Here is a 14,783-nt window from a genome sequence, read left to right on the forward strand (position 1 = left end):
CCACCGGGCCGACCGCCTCCGGGCGGGGAGCAGGAATGGTGGTCGAGTGGGGGTGACGTACAAATACTTCGGCGCGCCGGACGGCGCGACCGCGGCCCGCGTCCCCATCTCGATGCGCCCCGAGGAACTCGGCGGCGACGAGCTGGGCATGAACGGCATGTTCACCAAGATCAAGCCGGAGACGATGGCCGCGATGGTCCTCACGGGCATCGAGGGCGTCCCCCTGCACAAGGTCCCGCCCCTGGAACTCGTCGTCCTGCACCCCGACTACGCCGTCGTCAAGCTCCCCATGACGGTCGTCGACCCCCTCCGCGGCATCGGCGAGGAAGCGGTCGGCGCGGCGGCCTTCATCTGGTCGACGGTCCCGGACCGGGGCGGGCCGCGGGACGCGTTCAACGTGTACCAGCTGCTGCACGAGTGGCAGGACTTCAGCCATCGGCTGCATGAGGCGGGGCATCAGCCTTATTGCCTTGTGTGGCCCTGAGCCGGGGCTCCCTGCCCTGCGTCACGGGCGAGACGCCGAGATGTCCGCCCGTGCATCCGGCAACGATGCGGCCCAGGCCGATGGTCCTCAGGTGTCGCTGAGCGGCTGGAAGTAGACGCCTTTGGCGGACCCTTCAGCTTTACCGGGTGGGGTCTGCTTGTGCGGCCGTGCTCAGTTCGCGTGCGGTCGGCCGTCCCGGGCCCACGTCACCAGGACCAGGGCCGAGGTGATGTACATGAGGACGCTGAAGGTGGTCACGGACTCCACGTACTGCTCGTAGCCCGCCGAGCGCAGTTGCAGCGCGAGCGAGCCGAGCGCCGTCCCCAGTGCGGCGGTTGCAGCGGACATGGCCACGAAAGGTGCCTTGGTCATGGGCACTTCCTCTCTCGTCTGGCAGATGGTCAACCCAGCGTACGCCGCTCCCCTTTCGCAGTACGGGGCGTGCGCTCCAGGAGCTCCAGGGCCTCCTCCCAGCGGAAGCGGTCCGCGCCCCCGTCCGCCCCGGAGCCGATCGCGACGCCCATCGACCGCAGGCGGTCCAGGCTCTGCCGGTAGGCGGGGTGGGCGGCCTGGGCGGCGTTCAGGCACGGCAGGGCCACCGTGGGGATGCCCATGCCGTACGCCTCGCACAGGATGCCCAGGGCGAGGGTGTCGGAGATCCCGGCGGCCCACTTGTTGAGGGTGTTGAAGGTGGCCGGGGCGACCGCGATGGCGTCCGGGGGCGGCAGCGGGCGCGGGTCCCCCGGCCTGCGCCAGGCGGAGCGGATCGGATAGCCGGTCTGCGCCTCGACCGCCTGGGCGTCGATGAAGCCGAGGCCCTGCGGGGTGGCGACGACACCGACGTCCCAGTTCGCCTCCTGGGCCGCGGTGATCAGCTTGCCGACGCCGTGGGCGATGCCGCCGGCGCAGACGACGACGTACAGGAAGGGCTTCTTGTCCGGGGCGGTCGTCGGCTCGGTCACGCGGGCACTCCCGGTCGGTGGCTGATGCGGCGAGGTTCCGGCAGGGTACGCCGACGGGGCCGGGGAGGGGGAGCCGCCGGGGGCGTGCTCACCTCCGCGGGCGGCGCGGGTGCCCTCGGACACCGCGCCCGCTCCGGCCCGCCCCGGGCTGATGGCGGCGGCTCCTGCGGCTCAGGCTCCGGTGGCGTGGGCGACCGCGGTCCGGTGGTCCCGACCGGGGTCTCACGCCCGCCCCGCGCCGGCGCCGGCCGCTCCCGCGGTTCAGGCTCCGGTGGCGTGGGCGACCGTGATGTGGTGGTCCCGGCCGGGGGTCTCCAGTTCGTCCACGGCCGCCACGGCCAGGTCCTCCGCGCTGATCCAGGAGCGGCCGTCGGGGGCGGTCAGGAGGGTGGTCGTACCGCGGCGGTAGCGGGCGGTGCGGGGGCCGGGCTCCAGGAGGGCCGGGGGGCTGAGGTAGACCCAGTCGGTGTGGGGGTGGGTCTGGCAGGTGCGGAGCTGGGCCACTCCCGCCGCCGCGACCGGCTGCCACTGTGCCGGGACGTACTCGGGGTTGTCGGCCACGAGGACGTCGGGGGCGCCGGGGCTGCGCAGGGCGCCGGCGCCGCCGATCACCAGGACGCGGATGCCGAGCCGTGCGGCCGCGTCCAGGACCGTCCGGGTGGTGCCGAGCAGGAACTCCTCGTCGACGGGATGGGTCCGTACGGTCAGTACGGCGGCGTCCGCGCCCGAACCCGCCAGCGCCTCGTGGACGGCGTCCGGATCGTTCGCGTCGACCGGGACGGGCGTCACGTTCGGATGTTCGCTCGTCGGCTTGCGGGACAGGGCCAGGACCCGGTGTCCGCGGGCGGCGGCCTCGGCGGTCACCCGGCCGCCGACCATGCCGGTGGCGCCGAGGACGGCGATCGTCAGGTGTGGGCTCATCGGTGTCGATCCCCTTGTCGTCACGGACTTCTTGTTCGGTGGGTTCAGTTGCGCGGCGAGCATCGCCGTGAGGGCCAGGGCGAAGCCGGCCGCCTGGAGCGGACTCAGGGACTCGCCCCGGAGCGTGCCGATGACCGTGGCGACCAGCGGCGAGAGGAGGACGAGCGGGGCGGAGGCGCCGACCGGGAGACGGGCTATGCCCCGGAACCAGAGCGTGTACGCGATCAGGCCGCCCATGCTGCCGAGCCACAGGTAGCCGGCGGCCGCGCCGGCGTCGATCCGCGGCGGCAGCCCCTCGACCGTCAGCGTCAGCGGGAGCAGGAGCAGGCCGCCGGCCGTGAGTTGCCAGGCGGCCAGGGTGAGGGGGTTCGCGCCCGGGGGACGGCCCCAGCGCTTGGTGAGGACGACCCCGGCGGCCATCGCGGCCGTGCCGCCGAGACCGGCGAGTACGCCGACGGCGTCCAGGCGGGCCTGCGGGCCCAGGACGACCAGGCCGACGCCGGCCACGCCGAGCACGCCCCAGGTCCAGCGCCGGACGGTGGGCCGGTCCTGGAGCACCGGGATCGCCAGGGCGGCGACCAGCAGCGGCTGCGCGGCACCGAGGGTGGCGGCGACCCCGCCGGGCAGTCGTTCGGCCGCCAGGAACAGCAGCGGGAACAGGGCGCCGATGTTGAGCGCGCCGAGGACGCCCGCCTTCCACCACCAGGCACCGTGCGGCAGGACCCGGGTGAGGGCCAGGCCGAGCAGCCCGGCGGGCAGGGCGCGCATCAGGCCGGCGAACAGAGGGTGGCCGGGCGGGAGGAGTCCGGTGGTGACGACGTAGGTCGTGCCCCAGGCCGCGGGGGCGAGGGCGGTCAGCAGGACGGTTGCCGCTCTGTCGGCGTAGGCAGGCATGTGACGAGTCTCGGCACCGGCCGCCCATGCGTCCAAGACATGCTTGTCATCGCAGCCATGTACGAGAACGATGGATGCGTGGACCTCCAGCAGATGCGGTACGTCGTCGCCGTCGCCGAGACCCGTAACTTCACCCGTGCCGCCGAGCGGTGTTTCGTGGTGCAGTCCTCGCTCAGCCACCGGATCGCCGGTCTGGAGCGCGAGTTGGGGGTGCGGCTGTTCGCGCGGTCCAGTCGGCGGGTCGAACTCACGAGCGCGGGCGAGGCGTTCGTGGCCCGGGCGCGCGAGGCCCTGGCCGCCGCCGACCTCGCCGTCGCCGACGCGGCCGCCGCGACCGGGGTGGTACGGGGGCGGCTCTCCGTCGGCGTGATCGTGACCACGGCCGCCGTGGACGTACCGGAGCTGTTGCAGCGGTACCGGGCCCGGCACCCGGAGGTCCGCGTGATGCTCCGCTCCGGGCGCAGCGACGAACTGGCGGCGGCCATCCGGGACGGGGACGTGGACATCGCCTTCCTGGGGCTGCCGGAGGGTGAGCGGCCCTCCGGGGTGGAGAGCGTGGTGCTCGACCGTGACGAGCACGTGCTGGTGGCGGCGGCCGGGCACCGGCTGGCCGGGGCGGACCGGGTCACGCTGGAGGACATCGCCGGGGAGACGTTCGTCGACTTCGTGACCGGTACGCCGGCCCGGGCCCAGTCGGATCAGGCGTTCGCCGCGGCCGGCCTGGTCCGTGATGTCGCCTACGAGGCCGGGGTCGTCGAGCTGATCACCCGGCTGATCGCGCGCGGGCTCGGCATCGCGCTGCTCCCCTCGGCGTTCATCCGCCCGCTGGCCGCCGACGACCCGGGGCTGGCCCTGGTCCCGGTGGTCGACGGACCCCGCCGGGCCGAGCACCTGGCCTGGAGCCGCTTCAACCCGAGCCCGGCCACCCGCGCGATGCTCGACGTCCTCGGGGTACGGCCGGGGGCGTAGAGCGCCGGGCGGCGGCGGGGGCGGTCAGTGCGCGTCCGGCGTGGGCAGTCCCGGCTCGGCGCGGGCGGTCAGTGCGCGTCCAGAGCGGGCCGTTCGGGCTCGACGCGGGCGGTCAGCGCGCGTCCAGAGTGGGCCGTTCCGGCTCGGCGGGGGCCGTGGTGGCGGTCAGGAGGCGCAGGGCCGCGTCGGACGGGGTGCCGGGCTCGGCCGTGTAGGCGATCAGGCGCTGGTCCCCGGTGCCGGGCAGGCACAGGTTCTCGAAGCTCAGCTCCAGGGTGCCGACGGCCGGGTGGTGCAGGGACTTGGTCCCGGAGGTGCAGGTGCGGACCGGGTGCCGGGCCCACAGGGCGGTGAACTCGTCGCTCTGGATGGACAGGTGGCCGATCAGCTCGGCCAGCGCGCGGTCCTCGGGATGCCGGCCGGCGACCAGGCGCAGGGAGGCGACCGCGAGGTGGGCCTCCTCCTGCCAGTCGGTGTACCGGGCCCGGTAGCGCTCGTCCAGGAACAGCATGCGGACCAGGTTGGGGCGGGCGGCGGGGGTGTCCGGGCCCTCCCACGGCAGGTGCGGGGCGAGCAGGGCGTGGCCGAGCCGGTTCCAGGCCAGGACGTCGCTCCGCCGGTCCAGGATGAGCGCCGGTACGTCCGTCATGGCGGCGAGCAACTGGCGGGCCGAGGGCGTCGCGTGGGCCGCCCGGGGCGCGGGCGGGCGGCGCCGGGCGGCGGGCCGGGCCAGGTCCCTGAGGTGGGCGGTCTCGTCCTCGGTGAGCCGGAGGGTGCGGGCGATGGCGTCCAGCACGGAGTCGGAGACGCCGGCCGCGCGGCCCTGTTCGAGGCGGGTGTAGTGGGTGATGCTGACGCCCGCGAGCAGGGCCAGCTCCTCGCGCCGCAGTCCGGCGACCCGGCGGCGGGCCGGCGCGGTCGCGAGGCCGACGTCCTGCGGCCGTACCGCGGCACGGCGGGACTTCAGGAAGTCTCCCAGCTCGGACGACGCGTCCATGTCTGCCTCCGGGGAAAGGGGCGTACGCCCTCCGGGTGTGCGGCGGTCGTCGTCCATCCTGCCCGGCGGGCGGCGCGAACGGGATACCCGAGGGTGGTCGTGCGATGACCACCCTCGCGGCGGCCGGTCGCAGGGGGGTGCTGGCTGGGACGGCCGGAACGGAGGAGGTTCGAAGCCGTCGACTTCGCCGCAGACCGGCGACTTGGCCGCACACCGGCCGCTCGGCCCTACGCCGGCCGCTTCGCCGACCGTCGGTGACCTGGCCGTGCACCGGCCGCTTCGCCGTACGTCGGTGACCTGGCCGTACACCGGCCATTTCGCCGTACGTCGGTGACTCCGCCGTACGCCGGCCACTCCGCCGAACAGAGGGGACCCTCTCGTCATGTCCGTCGCCACCGTCCGACCGGACGGCGCATCCGCCGTCCTGACCCCCCGGCTCCGCCTGGTGCTGGTGCTGCTGCTCGCGGCCCAGTTCATGCTGGCCGTGGACTTCTCCATCCTGAACGTGGCCCTGCCGGTGATCGGTGCGGGTCTCGGTTTCCCGCTCGCCCGGCTGCAGTGGATCGGTACGGCGTTCGCCCTGTGCGCGGCCGGGTTCACGCTGCTGTTCGGGCGGGTCGCCGACCTCTTCGGCCGCCGCCGGCTGTTCCTGGGCGGTCTCGTCGTCCTGGGTGCGGCCTCGCTGGCGGGCGGGCTGGCGCAGAGCCCGGAGGTGCTGCTCGCGGCCCGGGTGTTCCAGGGGCTGGCCACCGCCGCGGTCACGCCGGCCGGTCTGTCGCTGCTGACGACGTCCTTCCCGGAGGGCCCGCTGCGGGAGAAGGCGCTCGGTCTCAACGGGGCGCTGATGTCGGCCGGTTTCACCACGGGCGCGGTCCTCGGCGGGCTGCTGACCGACCTGCTGTCCTGGCGCTGGGCGTTCTTCGTGAACGTACCGGTGGCGCTCGCCGTGCTCCTGGTCGCGCCCGCGGTCATCGCCGAGTCCCGGCCCGCGGAGCGCCCGAGGCTGGACGTGCCGGGGGCGGTCACCGTGACGCTCGGGCTGCTGGCGGTGATCCTCGGGCTGACGCAGGCCGGTGAGCGGGGCCGGGGCGCGCCGGTCACGCTGCTGCCGCTGGCGGCCGGGCTGGTGCTGCTGGTGGTGTTCGGGGCGGTGGAGCGCCGGGTGGCCGCGCCGCTGGTGCCGCCGCACGTGCTGGGCAGGCGGTCGGTGGCGTGGGGCAACCTGGCGGGGCTGGTCGCGTTCCTCACCGAGACGTCCCTGGTGTTCCTGCTGACCCTGTACCTGCAGGAGGTGCTCGGTTTCTCGCCGCTGGCCGCCGGGCTGTCCTTCGGTGTGCTGGGCGCGGGGACGGTGGTCGGCGGTGCCCTCGCCCCGCGGTGGATCGGCCGGTTCGGCGCCACCCGGGCGCTGCTGGCCGGCGGGCTCGTCCAGGCCCTGTTCACGGCGGCGCTGCTCGGGCTCGGTGCCGAGCGCTCCTCGCTCTGGCTGTTCCTGGCCGCGACCTTCGCGGGCGGGGTGGGCAACATGCTGGTCATCGTCGGTTTCATGGTGACCGCGACCTCGGGTCTCGCCGACCACGAGCAGGGGCTGGCCACCGGGCTCGCGACGATGACCCAGCAGATCGGCATCACCATGGGCACGCCGGTGATGAGCGCGGTGGCCACCGCCGCGATGACCGGTACGGGGGCCCTGGCCGTCCTCGGCGGTCTGCGGACGGCGATCGCGCTGAACGCGGCGCTCGTGCTCCTCGGCACGCTGACCAGCGCGCTGTTCCTGCGGGGAAGGGCCCGCTGACCGGGCGGCCGGCGAGCGGGGGCGGCGGTCGGTCCCGGTGCAGGCGGTCCGCCGGCCCCGCCTCCTCGAACGCCCGCATCCCGTCCTCCCGGGTCTCGGCAACCGCTGCCTGCTCCGCCACGGCCGCCGCCACGGGTGCTCGACCCGCTGCGGCGACCGCGCCCGCGCGGCCCGCCGCACCCGCCCCGCGGGCGAGTGACCCCGCCGGTTCAGCGGCACAGCCGCGTCACCCAGTCCTCCAGACCGGGGAACTCCTCGCGGGCCAGTGCCACCAGCGCCGCGGCCGGCCGTCTCCGGCCGGGCGCGAACCGCTCGGCCACCGCGGTCCGGGCGGGGTCCGGGCGGGGGGTGGCCCGTACGCCGTGCGGATCGGCCGCCTCCATCGGGCCGAGGCCGTCGGCCAGCACCCACAGGAAGTCGGCCAGGTCGCGGGCGACGACACCGGTCTCGCCCTCCGAGCCGAGGAACACGACCGGCTGCCCGGCGAGTTCCCGCCCGGGGCGCACCAGCCAGAACGCCGCGTACCCGCCCGTGCCGTCGCAGCCGAAGACCCGGAAGACGTCCCCGCTCGCCTCCGCGTTGCCCGTCCACGCCCGGAACCAGTCGGTGGTCTCCTCGGCGGACAGGAAGGCGTCGAAGGGTTCGAAGTCGACGCCGTCGCCGTCGGCGTAGTCGAAGGGGTGCGCGAAGGCGGCGGTGAGCGCGGCCGGGAAACCGCGGCCGTCGGCGGTGTGGATCATGCGCGCAGCGTAGCCGCGGGCACCGACAACGCCCGGCCGGCGGGCGTCAGCAGTACGGCGGCTGGTTGGTGAGGGAGGCCGCCACCCGCATCCACACCCCGAACTGCCGGTACAGCGCGGGCAGCGGACCGGTCGCCCGGACCGTCCGGGCGTCCTCGGCGGTCACACCGGGGATGCCGAGCAGGGTGACGGCGACCGAGGCGGACTGCCAGCGGACGGTGAGGGTCGCCTCGGCGGCGGGCGGCGCGGGGCGGGCCGGGGCCGGGGTCAGCGCCCGGGTCACCGCCTCGGTGATGGCCTGCCGGGCCTCCGCCACCGGCCGCAGCTCGGCCGCGAACCGGCCGTGGGCGTACTTCACCGGGACGGTCTCGACCGACGCGTCCCACTCCGTCATCTCCGCGCACGCCGCGTCGTCACCCGTGAGGGCCACGACCGGCACGCCGAGGGAGGCCGCCGTGGCGTGGGCGAGGCCGATCTCGCCGACCGGGCGGCCGTCCAGCCACATGTCCTCGATCTCGTGGCCCATGAAGCTGTGGCTGAGCACGCCCAGGGCACCGGCCCGGGCGTGGTAGCCGACGCAGAGCGCGGCGTCGTACTCCCCGGTCAGGCCCTCCAGCATGCCCAGCTGCTTGGGCTTGCCGCGTACCAGGCGGACCGCCGGGTGCAGGGCCTCCGGGAGCAGGTTGCGCATCGGGCCGTGGGCGTCGTTGACCAGGATGTCGGTCGCGCCGGCCGCCAGCGCGCCGCGTACGGCGGCGTTGACGTCCTCGGCCATCATCGTGCGGCCCCGCTCGTAGTCCCGGCCGCCCGGCTGGACGTCGTCGGCGTCCACGAGCCCGGTGACGCCCTCCATGTCCACGCTGATGTAGATCCGCACGGCGTCGACCCTAACCGACCCTACGTATTGTAGGTTCCCAACCGCCATCGGCCACCGGGCTGTTCACACGTCTGTTCAACGGGGGACCCATGCAGGACACCACGGAAGCGGCGCCCGATACGCAGGTGTGCGCGCGCAGTCTCGCGCCGACGCTGGCCCTGCTGGTCGTCAGCCTCGCCATCGCCGCCGTCGGCGTGTACCAGCTGTGCGGTTTCGGGCTGCACAGCCTGGACCGGCGCCCGCACCTGTTCAGCGACGGCCTGGCCACCGGCGGGGTGATCGCGGCCGCGGTGGCCGCCGGGGCGGCGGTGGGCAACCTGGCCTGGCACCTGACGGCGGCCCGACGCGGGCCCGGCGGCTGAGCACGGGCGACCGGGGCCGGAGCCGGTGACCGGGCGCGGCCGGCGGATGAGAAGCTGTGCGCCGGCTGTACGGAACCTCGCCCTTCGCTTTACCCTACAAGCTGTAGGGTCTGCGGTGCCCTGTCCCCGTCCCCAAGGGTGACCCGTCAGCATGCCCGCTCAACAGACGACCCTGATGCCTCCCCCGGTTCCCGCTCCCCGCTCCGCCCGCCGCCGCATCCGCTTCCTCCCGCCCCCGCTGCGCACCCGCCCCGGCGGCCGGCGGCTGCGCGTCCGCGCCGCCACCGCCACTGTCTGGTACCTGCGGCTGCTCGCCGTACTGAACATCGCGGCGGTGCTGTCCCTCCCGTTCCGCGAGGAGGTGCACGAGCACAACGCGGGCGAGTACTTCACCCCCTACCTGGCCACCGCCGGCCTGGTCTCGGCGGCCCTCGCCCTGTTCCTCGCGGTGGTGATGCGCCGCCGCAAGCGCGCCGCCTGGCTCTTCAACCTCCTCCTCGCCGGTCCCCTGCTCGGCCTCTACGCCGTCGCCCTGACCCGCGCCCCCTACCGCGAGCACGCCTTCAACTGGGTCTCCACGGCCCTGACCGGCCTGTTCGTCGCCGCCCTGCTGCTCGGCCGCCGCGAGTTCGACGCCATCGGCGACCGCTCCAACCCGCGCCTGGCGCTCGCCGTCGGCGCAGGCGGCACCCTCGTCAGCGGCGGCCTCGGCACCCTGCTGGTGCACGCGACGAACACGGTCGCCGGGGCCACCCTGAAGGACGAGATCGCCTACACCCTGCTGCGCGGCATCAGCGTCGGCCCGCTCGCCGACCGCGTCCCCGCCGTCCACGCACCCCGCTGGGCCGACGTGACCGTCAACGTCCTGATGGCGGTCACCTTCCTGCTGGTCCTCTACGCCTGCTTCCGCGCCCCGCGCGGCGCCCGCCTGCTGGCCGAGGAGGACGAGCACAGGCTGCGCGACCTGCTGGACCGGCACGGCGAGCGCGACTCCCTCGGCTACTTCGCGCTGCGCCGCGACAAGTCCGTCATCTTCTCCCCCAGCGGCAAGGCGGCCGTCGCCTACCGCGTGGTCGGCGGGGTCAGCCTCGCCTCCGGCGACCCGCTCGGCGACCCCGAGGCCTGGCCCGGCGCCATCGACGCCTGGCTCGCCGAGGCCCGCCGCCACGCCTGGACCCCGGCCGTGATGGGCGCGAGCGAGGAAGCGGGCACGGTCTACGCCCGGCACGGCCTGGACGCGCTCGAACTCGGCGACGAGGCGATCGTGGACCTCGCCGACTTCACCCTGGACGGCCGGGCCATGCGCGTGGTCCGCCAGGCCCACAACCGGGTCCGCCGGGCCGGCTACACGGTCCGTGTCCGCCGCCACGAGGACATCCCCGCCGAGGAGATGGCGCTCCTCGTGGACCGCGCCGACCACTGGCGCGACGGCGCCACCGAACGCGGCTTCTCCATGGCCCTCGGCCGGCTCGGCGACCCCTCCGACGGCCGCTGCGTGATGCTGGAGTGCCGGGACGCCGACGGCGCGCCCCGCGCCCTGCTCAGCTTCGTCCCCTGGGGTGAGCGCGGCCTCTCCCTGGACCTGATGCGCCGCGACCGCGCCTGCGAGAACGGCCTGATGGAGTACATGGTCGTCGAACTCCTCCTCCAGGCGAAGGAGTTGGGGATCGACCGGGTCTCGCTGAACTTCGCGATGTTCCGCTCGGTCTTCGAACGCGGCGCCCGCCTCGGGGCCGGCCCGGTGCTGCGCCTGTGGCGCTCGGTCCTCACCTTCTTCTCCCGCTGGTGGCAGATCGAGTCCCTGTACCGCGCCAACGCCAAGTACCGGCCGGTGTGGGAACCGCGTTTCCTGCTGTTCGCCAAGAGCAGCGACATCCCGAGGATCGGCCTGGCGAGCGCCCGCGCGGAGGGCTTCCTCACCCTGCCGGGCCGCTCATAGCCTGCCGGGCCCGAGCACCGGCGGCGTCACGGAGCGGGCGGCGTCGTCGGGGAAGAAGGTCTCGCCGCCGCCGTCCGTCCACCCCGGGTCGTAGGCGCAGGGTGCGGTGGCGCCGCCGGTGAAGTACCGCCGGTCCGGGTACCAGGTGAAGGACATCCGCTCGTTCCCGCCGTCCCGCTGCACGAACAGCGACCACTCCGACCCGTCCTTCCCGCCCTCGCGGTACGACGACACCTCCCAGCCGTCCTCCCGCAGCCGCTGGCGCAGCCGGCGCAGACCGGGGACGGCCTGGCCGGCGGGCACATCGTCCAGCGCCCAGTCGTGGTCCATCCGGTAGGCGCCGTCGATGGTCTCGTCCGCCAGCCCCAGCAGGCCTCCGTCGTAGCAGTACCCGGCGTCCAGCGTGTTCCTCGCGTCGACGCCGATGCGCCCGCCCCCCGGCCGCACGGTCCGCGTGAACCCCAGGACGTCGTACGCCTCCTGGGAGTGCCGGACGGCGCGGCGCGCCATCTCCTCGGGCGCGGCCCGGGGGAGGTCCCTGGGCGAGTCCCAGGTGAGCTGGATGAACAGGGCGACGACGGCGACGAACGCGAGTCCGGCACAGCCGAGGCAGCCGAGGCCCGGGAAACGGGCCCCGGACGCGGCGGGCGGGGTGACGGGCGGGGTCTCCTCGGGCATACGGCGACGGTAGGGCGGCGGGCGCGCCGGCCGGATGGGCACACCTACGGCCACCGGGTAGGTACCCGTACTCAACGCCGGCCCCGTCCGTGCCCGGTCAGGCGCCGGTGCCGCCGGGGACGTAGCCGCCGCCCACCGTGAACCCGATGACCGCGCCGCCGCCCTCGCGGCGGAAGGCGAAGGGTGCTCCGCCGTGGGCCATGGCGACCTCGCGGACGATGGACAGGCCGAGGCCGGAGCCCGGCAGGGAGCGGGCGTCGGCGGCGCGGTAGAACCGGTCGAAGATGCGCACGAGGTCGCCCTCGGCGATCCCGGGCCCCCGGTCCAGCACCTCCACCCGTACCGTGCCCGGCCGGGCCGGCCCGGTGACGCTGACCTCGATCGGCGCCTTGCCGTCCCGGTCGAACTTGGCCGCGTTCTCCACCAGGTTGGAGATGGCCCGCTGGAGCATCCCGGGCCGCCCGTCGGTCGTCGTGTCACCGCTCGCGTGCAGTACGACGTCCCGGCCGGTACGGCGCCGGGCCAGCCCGACGACGTCCTCGGCGAGGTCGGCGAGGTCCACCCGCTGGGGCGGCTCGCCGTCGGACTGTCCGGCGGCCAGGTCGACCAGCTCGTTGACGAGGTCGGTCAGTTCCCGGGCCTCCTGGGAGAGGTCGGCGACGAGTTCCTCGCGGGTGGCGGGCGGGAGTTCGTCGATCCGCCGCAGCAGCGAGATGTTCGTGCGCAGCGAGGTGAGCGGCGTCCGCAGCTCGTGGCCGGCGTCCTGCACCAGCCTGCGCTGGTCCTCCTCCGACTGCGCGAGCCGGCCCAGCATCCGGTCGAAGGCCCGGCCCAGCCGCCCCACCTCGTCCAGGCCGGCCACCGGGACCTGGATACCCAGCTGCCGGGTGCGGGCGACGTCCTCGGCGGCGGAGGTGAGGACGACCAGGCGCCGGGTGATCCGCCGGGCCAGCCACCAGCCGAACAGCCCGGCCGCCACCACGACCGCCGCCATCAGGATCAGCGTGCGCTGCTGGAGCGCCCGCAGCAGGTCCTCGGTGTCGCTGAACTCCTGCGCGACCTGGACGGCGCCGCGCCCGTGGCCGAGCGAGACGGTGGCGATGCGGAACAGGTCCGCGTCCACCCGTACGTCCTTGTGCTCCACCACCCTGCCGGCCGGCCGCGCGACGGCCATGGCCCGGTCCCGGGAGGTGACCGGCAGCACCGGGCTGCCGTGGTCCACGATCTGCCCCTGCGCGCCCAGCACCTGCACGTCCGTGCGGGCGGGGCGGACCACATCGTGCCCGGGGCGGGAGGAGGAGAAGTCGTCGGGGCCCATCGGGTGCTGGCGCACCTCGTCCCGCACGTCCTGCACGACCTGCGTGAACACCGACTGCTGGTCGACGCGGACGAGCCGGGCGGCGGAGTTGTACGACAGGATGCCGACCAGGATGGTGACGGCGGCGGTGACGGCCGCGAAGGAGACGGCGAAGGTGGTGCGCAGGGAGACGAGCTTCGGCCGGGGCCCGGCCGGCAGCCGCCAGCGGCGGCCCACCTAGTCCTCCCGCAGCACGTAACCCACGCCCCGCACGGTGTGGATCAGCTGCGGGGCGCCCGGTTCGTCGAGCTTGCGGCGGAGGTAGCCGACGTAGACGGCGAGGTTCTTGGAGCCGGGCCCGAAGTCGTAGCCCCAGATCCGGTCGTAGATCGTGGAGTGGTCGAGGACGATGCCCGCGTTGCGCGCCAGCAGTTCCAGCAGCTCGAACTCGGTGCGGGTCAGTTCCAGCTCGCGCCGGCCGCGCCAGGCCCGGCGGGCCTGGAGGTCCATGCGGATGCCGGCGGCCTCCACCTGCCGGTCGGAGACCTGGGCCTCGCGGACCGGGCCCTCGGGGGCGGCACCGCCGGCGGGCACGGGGCTGGTGCGGCGCAGCAGGGCCCGCAGCCGCGCGAAGACCTCCTCGACGTCGAACGGCTTGACCACGTAGTCGTCGGCGCCCGCGTCCAGGCCCGCGATGCGGTCGGCGGTCTCCACGAGGGCGGTGAGCATGAGGATGGGCGTGCGGTCGCCCTCGGCGCGCAGCACCCGGCAGACCTGGAGGCCGTCGATGCCCGGCATCATCACGTCCAGCACGAGGACGTCCGGCGGGTTCTTGTGCGCCTGCGCCAGCGCTTCCACGCCGTCGGCGACCGCCGTCACCTGGTAACCCTCCAGCGTCAGGGCACGCTCCAGGGCATGACGGATGGCACGGTCGTCTTCAGCGAGCAGCACAGTCTGGGGCACGCCCCCAGTGTGCCAAGCCCCCTTCCGGTCGGGCCGGGCCCGATGGCCCTACGATCACCCTTTTTACCCCCCTCTCACCGTCACAGAGGCAACCCGGGCCCGCCGCGGGCCGCCGGTCTCCGGCAGCGCTCGGGAGGCGGGGGTCTGTCGTCGGTGCCGGGTGGGGCGCTCCGGGGGCGCAGGCCGGCACGGCGGTGCCGGCCCGGCCGAACGAATCGGCCCGGGTGATCGAGACCCCACCCGCCCCGGCGCGTTCCCGCCCGACCGAACGCCCGCCCACCCGAACCGGCAGCCTCTCGGCCGAGCGAGTCGGGTGGGCGGGCGAACGGGATCAGCGCTGCAGTGCCGCCAGCTGTTCGGCGAAGGGCACCACCGTGTCCTCCTCCTCCCGCGGAGCCAGCGGCATGAGCGCGGCCAGCTCGACCGCCGCCCGGTCGATCCGGGCGGCCAGCCCGTCCGCGCCCCAGTCCTCGGACGCCGCGTACACCCCGGTCGGCACGACCACGGCCCGCAGGTAGGCGAACAACGGCCGCAGCGCGTGTTCCAGCACCAGCGAGTGCCGCCCCGTACCCCCGGTCGCACCGATCAGCACCGGCTTCCCGACCAGCGCGTCCTTGTCCAGCACGTCGAAGAACGACTTGAACAGGCCGCTGTAGGACGCGCTGAACACCGGTGTGACGACGATCAGTCCGTCGGCCCCCGCCACCGCGTCCTGCGCGGCGGCGAGGCCCTTGCCCGCGAACCCGTTGGTGAAGTTGTGCGCGATCTCGACGGCGAGCTCGCGCAGCTCGATCACCTCGATGTCCACCGGCGTCCGCCGGCCGACGGCGGCGGCCAGCCGGTCGGCGAGCAGCCGGGTGGAGGACGGGACGCTCAGTCCCGCCGACACGACGACGAGCTTCATG

The 14,783-nt window shown here is 74.7% G+C and carries 15 protein-coding genes and 1 pseudogene; 5 read left to right on the top strand and 11 right to left on the bottom strand.

The window, feature by feature from the left end:
- The first annotated feature begins 46 nt into the window (after positions 1–46).
- Positions 47–484, top strand: coding sequence for a hypothetical protein (locus ABZ923_RS03975; RefSeq protein ID WP_003974483.1), 438 nt, complete (start codon positions 47–49; stop codon positions 482–484).
- A 171-nt stretch (positions 485–655) separates the two neighbouring features.
- On the opposite strand, the gene ABZ923_RS03980 is transcribed toward ABZ923_RS03975, so the two are convergent.
- The 4 genes and pseudogenes from ABZ923_RS03980 to ABZ923_RS03995 all read right to left on the bottom strand — a co-directional run.
- On the bottom strand, positions 656–856 hold the full coding sequence (locus tag ABZ923_RS03980; protein ID WP_361466442.1) for an SCO3870 family protein: 201 nt from the start codon (positions 854–856) through the stop codon (positions 656–658).
- A gap of 29 nt (positions 857–885) precedes the next feature.
- Entirely contained in the window at positions 886–1,446 is a 561-nt protein-coding gene (locus ABZ923_RS03985; RefSeq protein ID WP_361466445.1) for a flavoprotein, read from the bottom strand.
- 261 nt (positions 1,447–1,707) lie between these two features.
- The gene (locus ABZ923_RS03990) at positions 1,708–2,367 is read right to left on the bottom strand and encodes an NAD(P)H-binding protein (RefSeq protein ID WP_361466570.1); all 660 of its coding nucleotides are present in this window, start codon (positions 2,365–2,367) and stop codon (positions 1,708–1,710) included.
- Between the two features lie 33 nt (positions 2,368–2,400).
- A pseudogene (locus ABZ923_RS03995) lies at positions 2,401–3,261 on the bottom strand (EamA family transporter); the annotation flags it as partial.
- A gap of 78 nt (positions 3,262–3,339) precedes the next feature.
- Here ABZ923_RS03995 and ABZ923_RS04000 point away from each other — a divergent pair.
- Positions 3,340–4,230, top strand: coding sequence for a LysR family transcriptional regulator (locus ABZ923_RS04000; protein ID WP_361466573.1), 891 nt, complete (start codon positions 3,340–3,342; stop codon positions 4,228–4,230).
- Positions 4,231–4,342: 112 nt separating this feature from the next.
- Here ABZ923_RS04000 and ABZ923_RS04005 read toward each other — a convergent pair whose 3' ends face one another.
- Entirely contained in the window at positions 4,343–5,227 is an 885-nt protein-coding gene (locus ABZ923_RS04005) for a helix-turn-helix transcriptional regulator (protein WP_361466448.1), read from the bottom strand.
- A gap of 382 nt (positions 5,228–5,609) precedes the next feature.
- On the opposite strand from ABZ923_RS04005, the gene ABZ923_RS04010 reads away from it, so the two are divergent.
- Positions 5,610–7,022: an MFS transporter gene (locus tag ABZ923_RS04010; RefSeq protein ID WP_361466451.1), complete on the top strand. Its 1,413-nt coding sequence runs from the start codon at positions 5,610–5,612 to the stop codon at positions 7,020–7,022.
- Between the two features lie 209 nt (positions 7,023–7,231).
- On the opposite strand, the gene ABZ923_RS04015 is transcribed toward ABZ923_RS04010, so the two are convergent.
- Positions 7,232–7,762 carry an SMI1/KNR4 family protein gene (locus ABZ923_RS04015; RefSeq protein WP_361466453.1) on the bottom strand — a complete coding sequence of 177 codons (531 nt, stop codon included), beginning with the start codon at positions 7,760–7,762 and terminating at the stop codon, positions 7,232–7,234.
- A gap of 46 nt (positions 7,763–7,808) precedes the next feature.
- Positions 7,809–8,639, bottom strand: coding sequence for a M55 family metallopeptidase (locus ABZ923_RS04020; protein WP_361466454.1), 831 nt, complete (start codon positions 8,637–8,639; stop codon positions 7,809–7,811).
- 89 nt (positions 8,640–8,728) lie between these two features.
- On the opposite strand from ABZ923_RS04020, the gene ABZ923_RS04025 reads away from it, so the two are divergent.
- Positions 8,729–9,001 (top strand): hypothetical protein, encoded by a 273-nt coding sequence (locus tag ABZ923_RS04025; protein ID WP_361466457.1) that lies wholly within the window; start codon positions 8,729–8,731, stop codon positions 8,999–9,001.
- A 151-nt stretch (positions 9,002–9,152) separates the two neighbouring features.
- On the top strand, positions 9,153–10,940 hold the full coding sequence (locus ABZ923_RS04030) for a phosphatidylglycerol lysyltransferase domain-containing protein (protein ID WP_361466460.1): 1,788 nt from the start codon (positions 9,153–9,155) through the stop codon (positions 10,938–10,940).
- On the opposite strand, the gene ABZ923_RS04035 is transcribed toward ABZ923_RS04030, so the two are convergent.
- The 4 genes from ABZ923_RS04035 to ABZ923_RS04050 form a co-directional block, all read right to left on the bottom strand.
- Complete coding sequence (locus ABZ923_RS04035; RefSeq protein ID WP_361466463.1) at positions 10,935–11,618, bottom strand: hypothetical protein; 684 nt, start codon at positions 11,616–11,618, stop codon at positions 10,935–10,937. The two genes, ABZ923_RS04030 and ABZ923_RS04035, sit on opposite strands and share 6 nt — an antisense overlap.
- 97 nt (positions 11,619–11,715) lie before the next feature.
- The gene (locus ABZ923_RS04040; protein ID WP_361466465.1) at positions 11,716–13,152 is read right to left on the bottom strand and encodes a HAMP domain-containing sensor histidine kinase; all 1,437 of its coding nucleotides are present in this window, start codon (positions 13,150–13,152) and stop codon (positions 11,716–11,718) included.
- Positions 13,153–13,878 carry a response regulator transcription factor gene (locus tag ABZ923_RS04045; RefSeq protein WP_358638158.1) on the bottom strand — a complete coding sequence of 242 codons (726 nt, stop codon included), beginning with the start codon at positions 13,876–13,878 and terminating at the stop codon, positions 13,153–13,155. It abuts the gene before it with no gap.
- Positions 13,879–14,209: 331 nt separating this feature from the next.
- On the bottom strand, positions 14,210–14,782 hold the full coding sequence (locus ABZ923_RS04050; RefSeq protein WP_361466575.1) for an FMN reductase: 573 nt from the start codon (positions 14,780–14,782) through the stop codon (positions 14,210–14,212).
- Position 14,783: the final 1 nt, after the last annotated feature.

Source organism: Streptomyces sp. NPDC046881, assembly GCF_040645015.1.
In the GTDB taxonomy this organism is placed as follows: domain Bacteria; phylum Actinomycetota; class Actinomycetes; order Streptomycetales; family Streptomycetaceae; genus Streptomyces.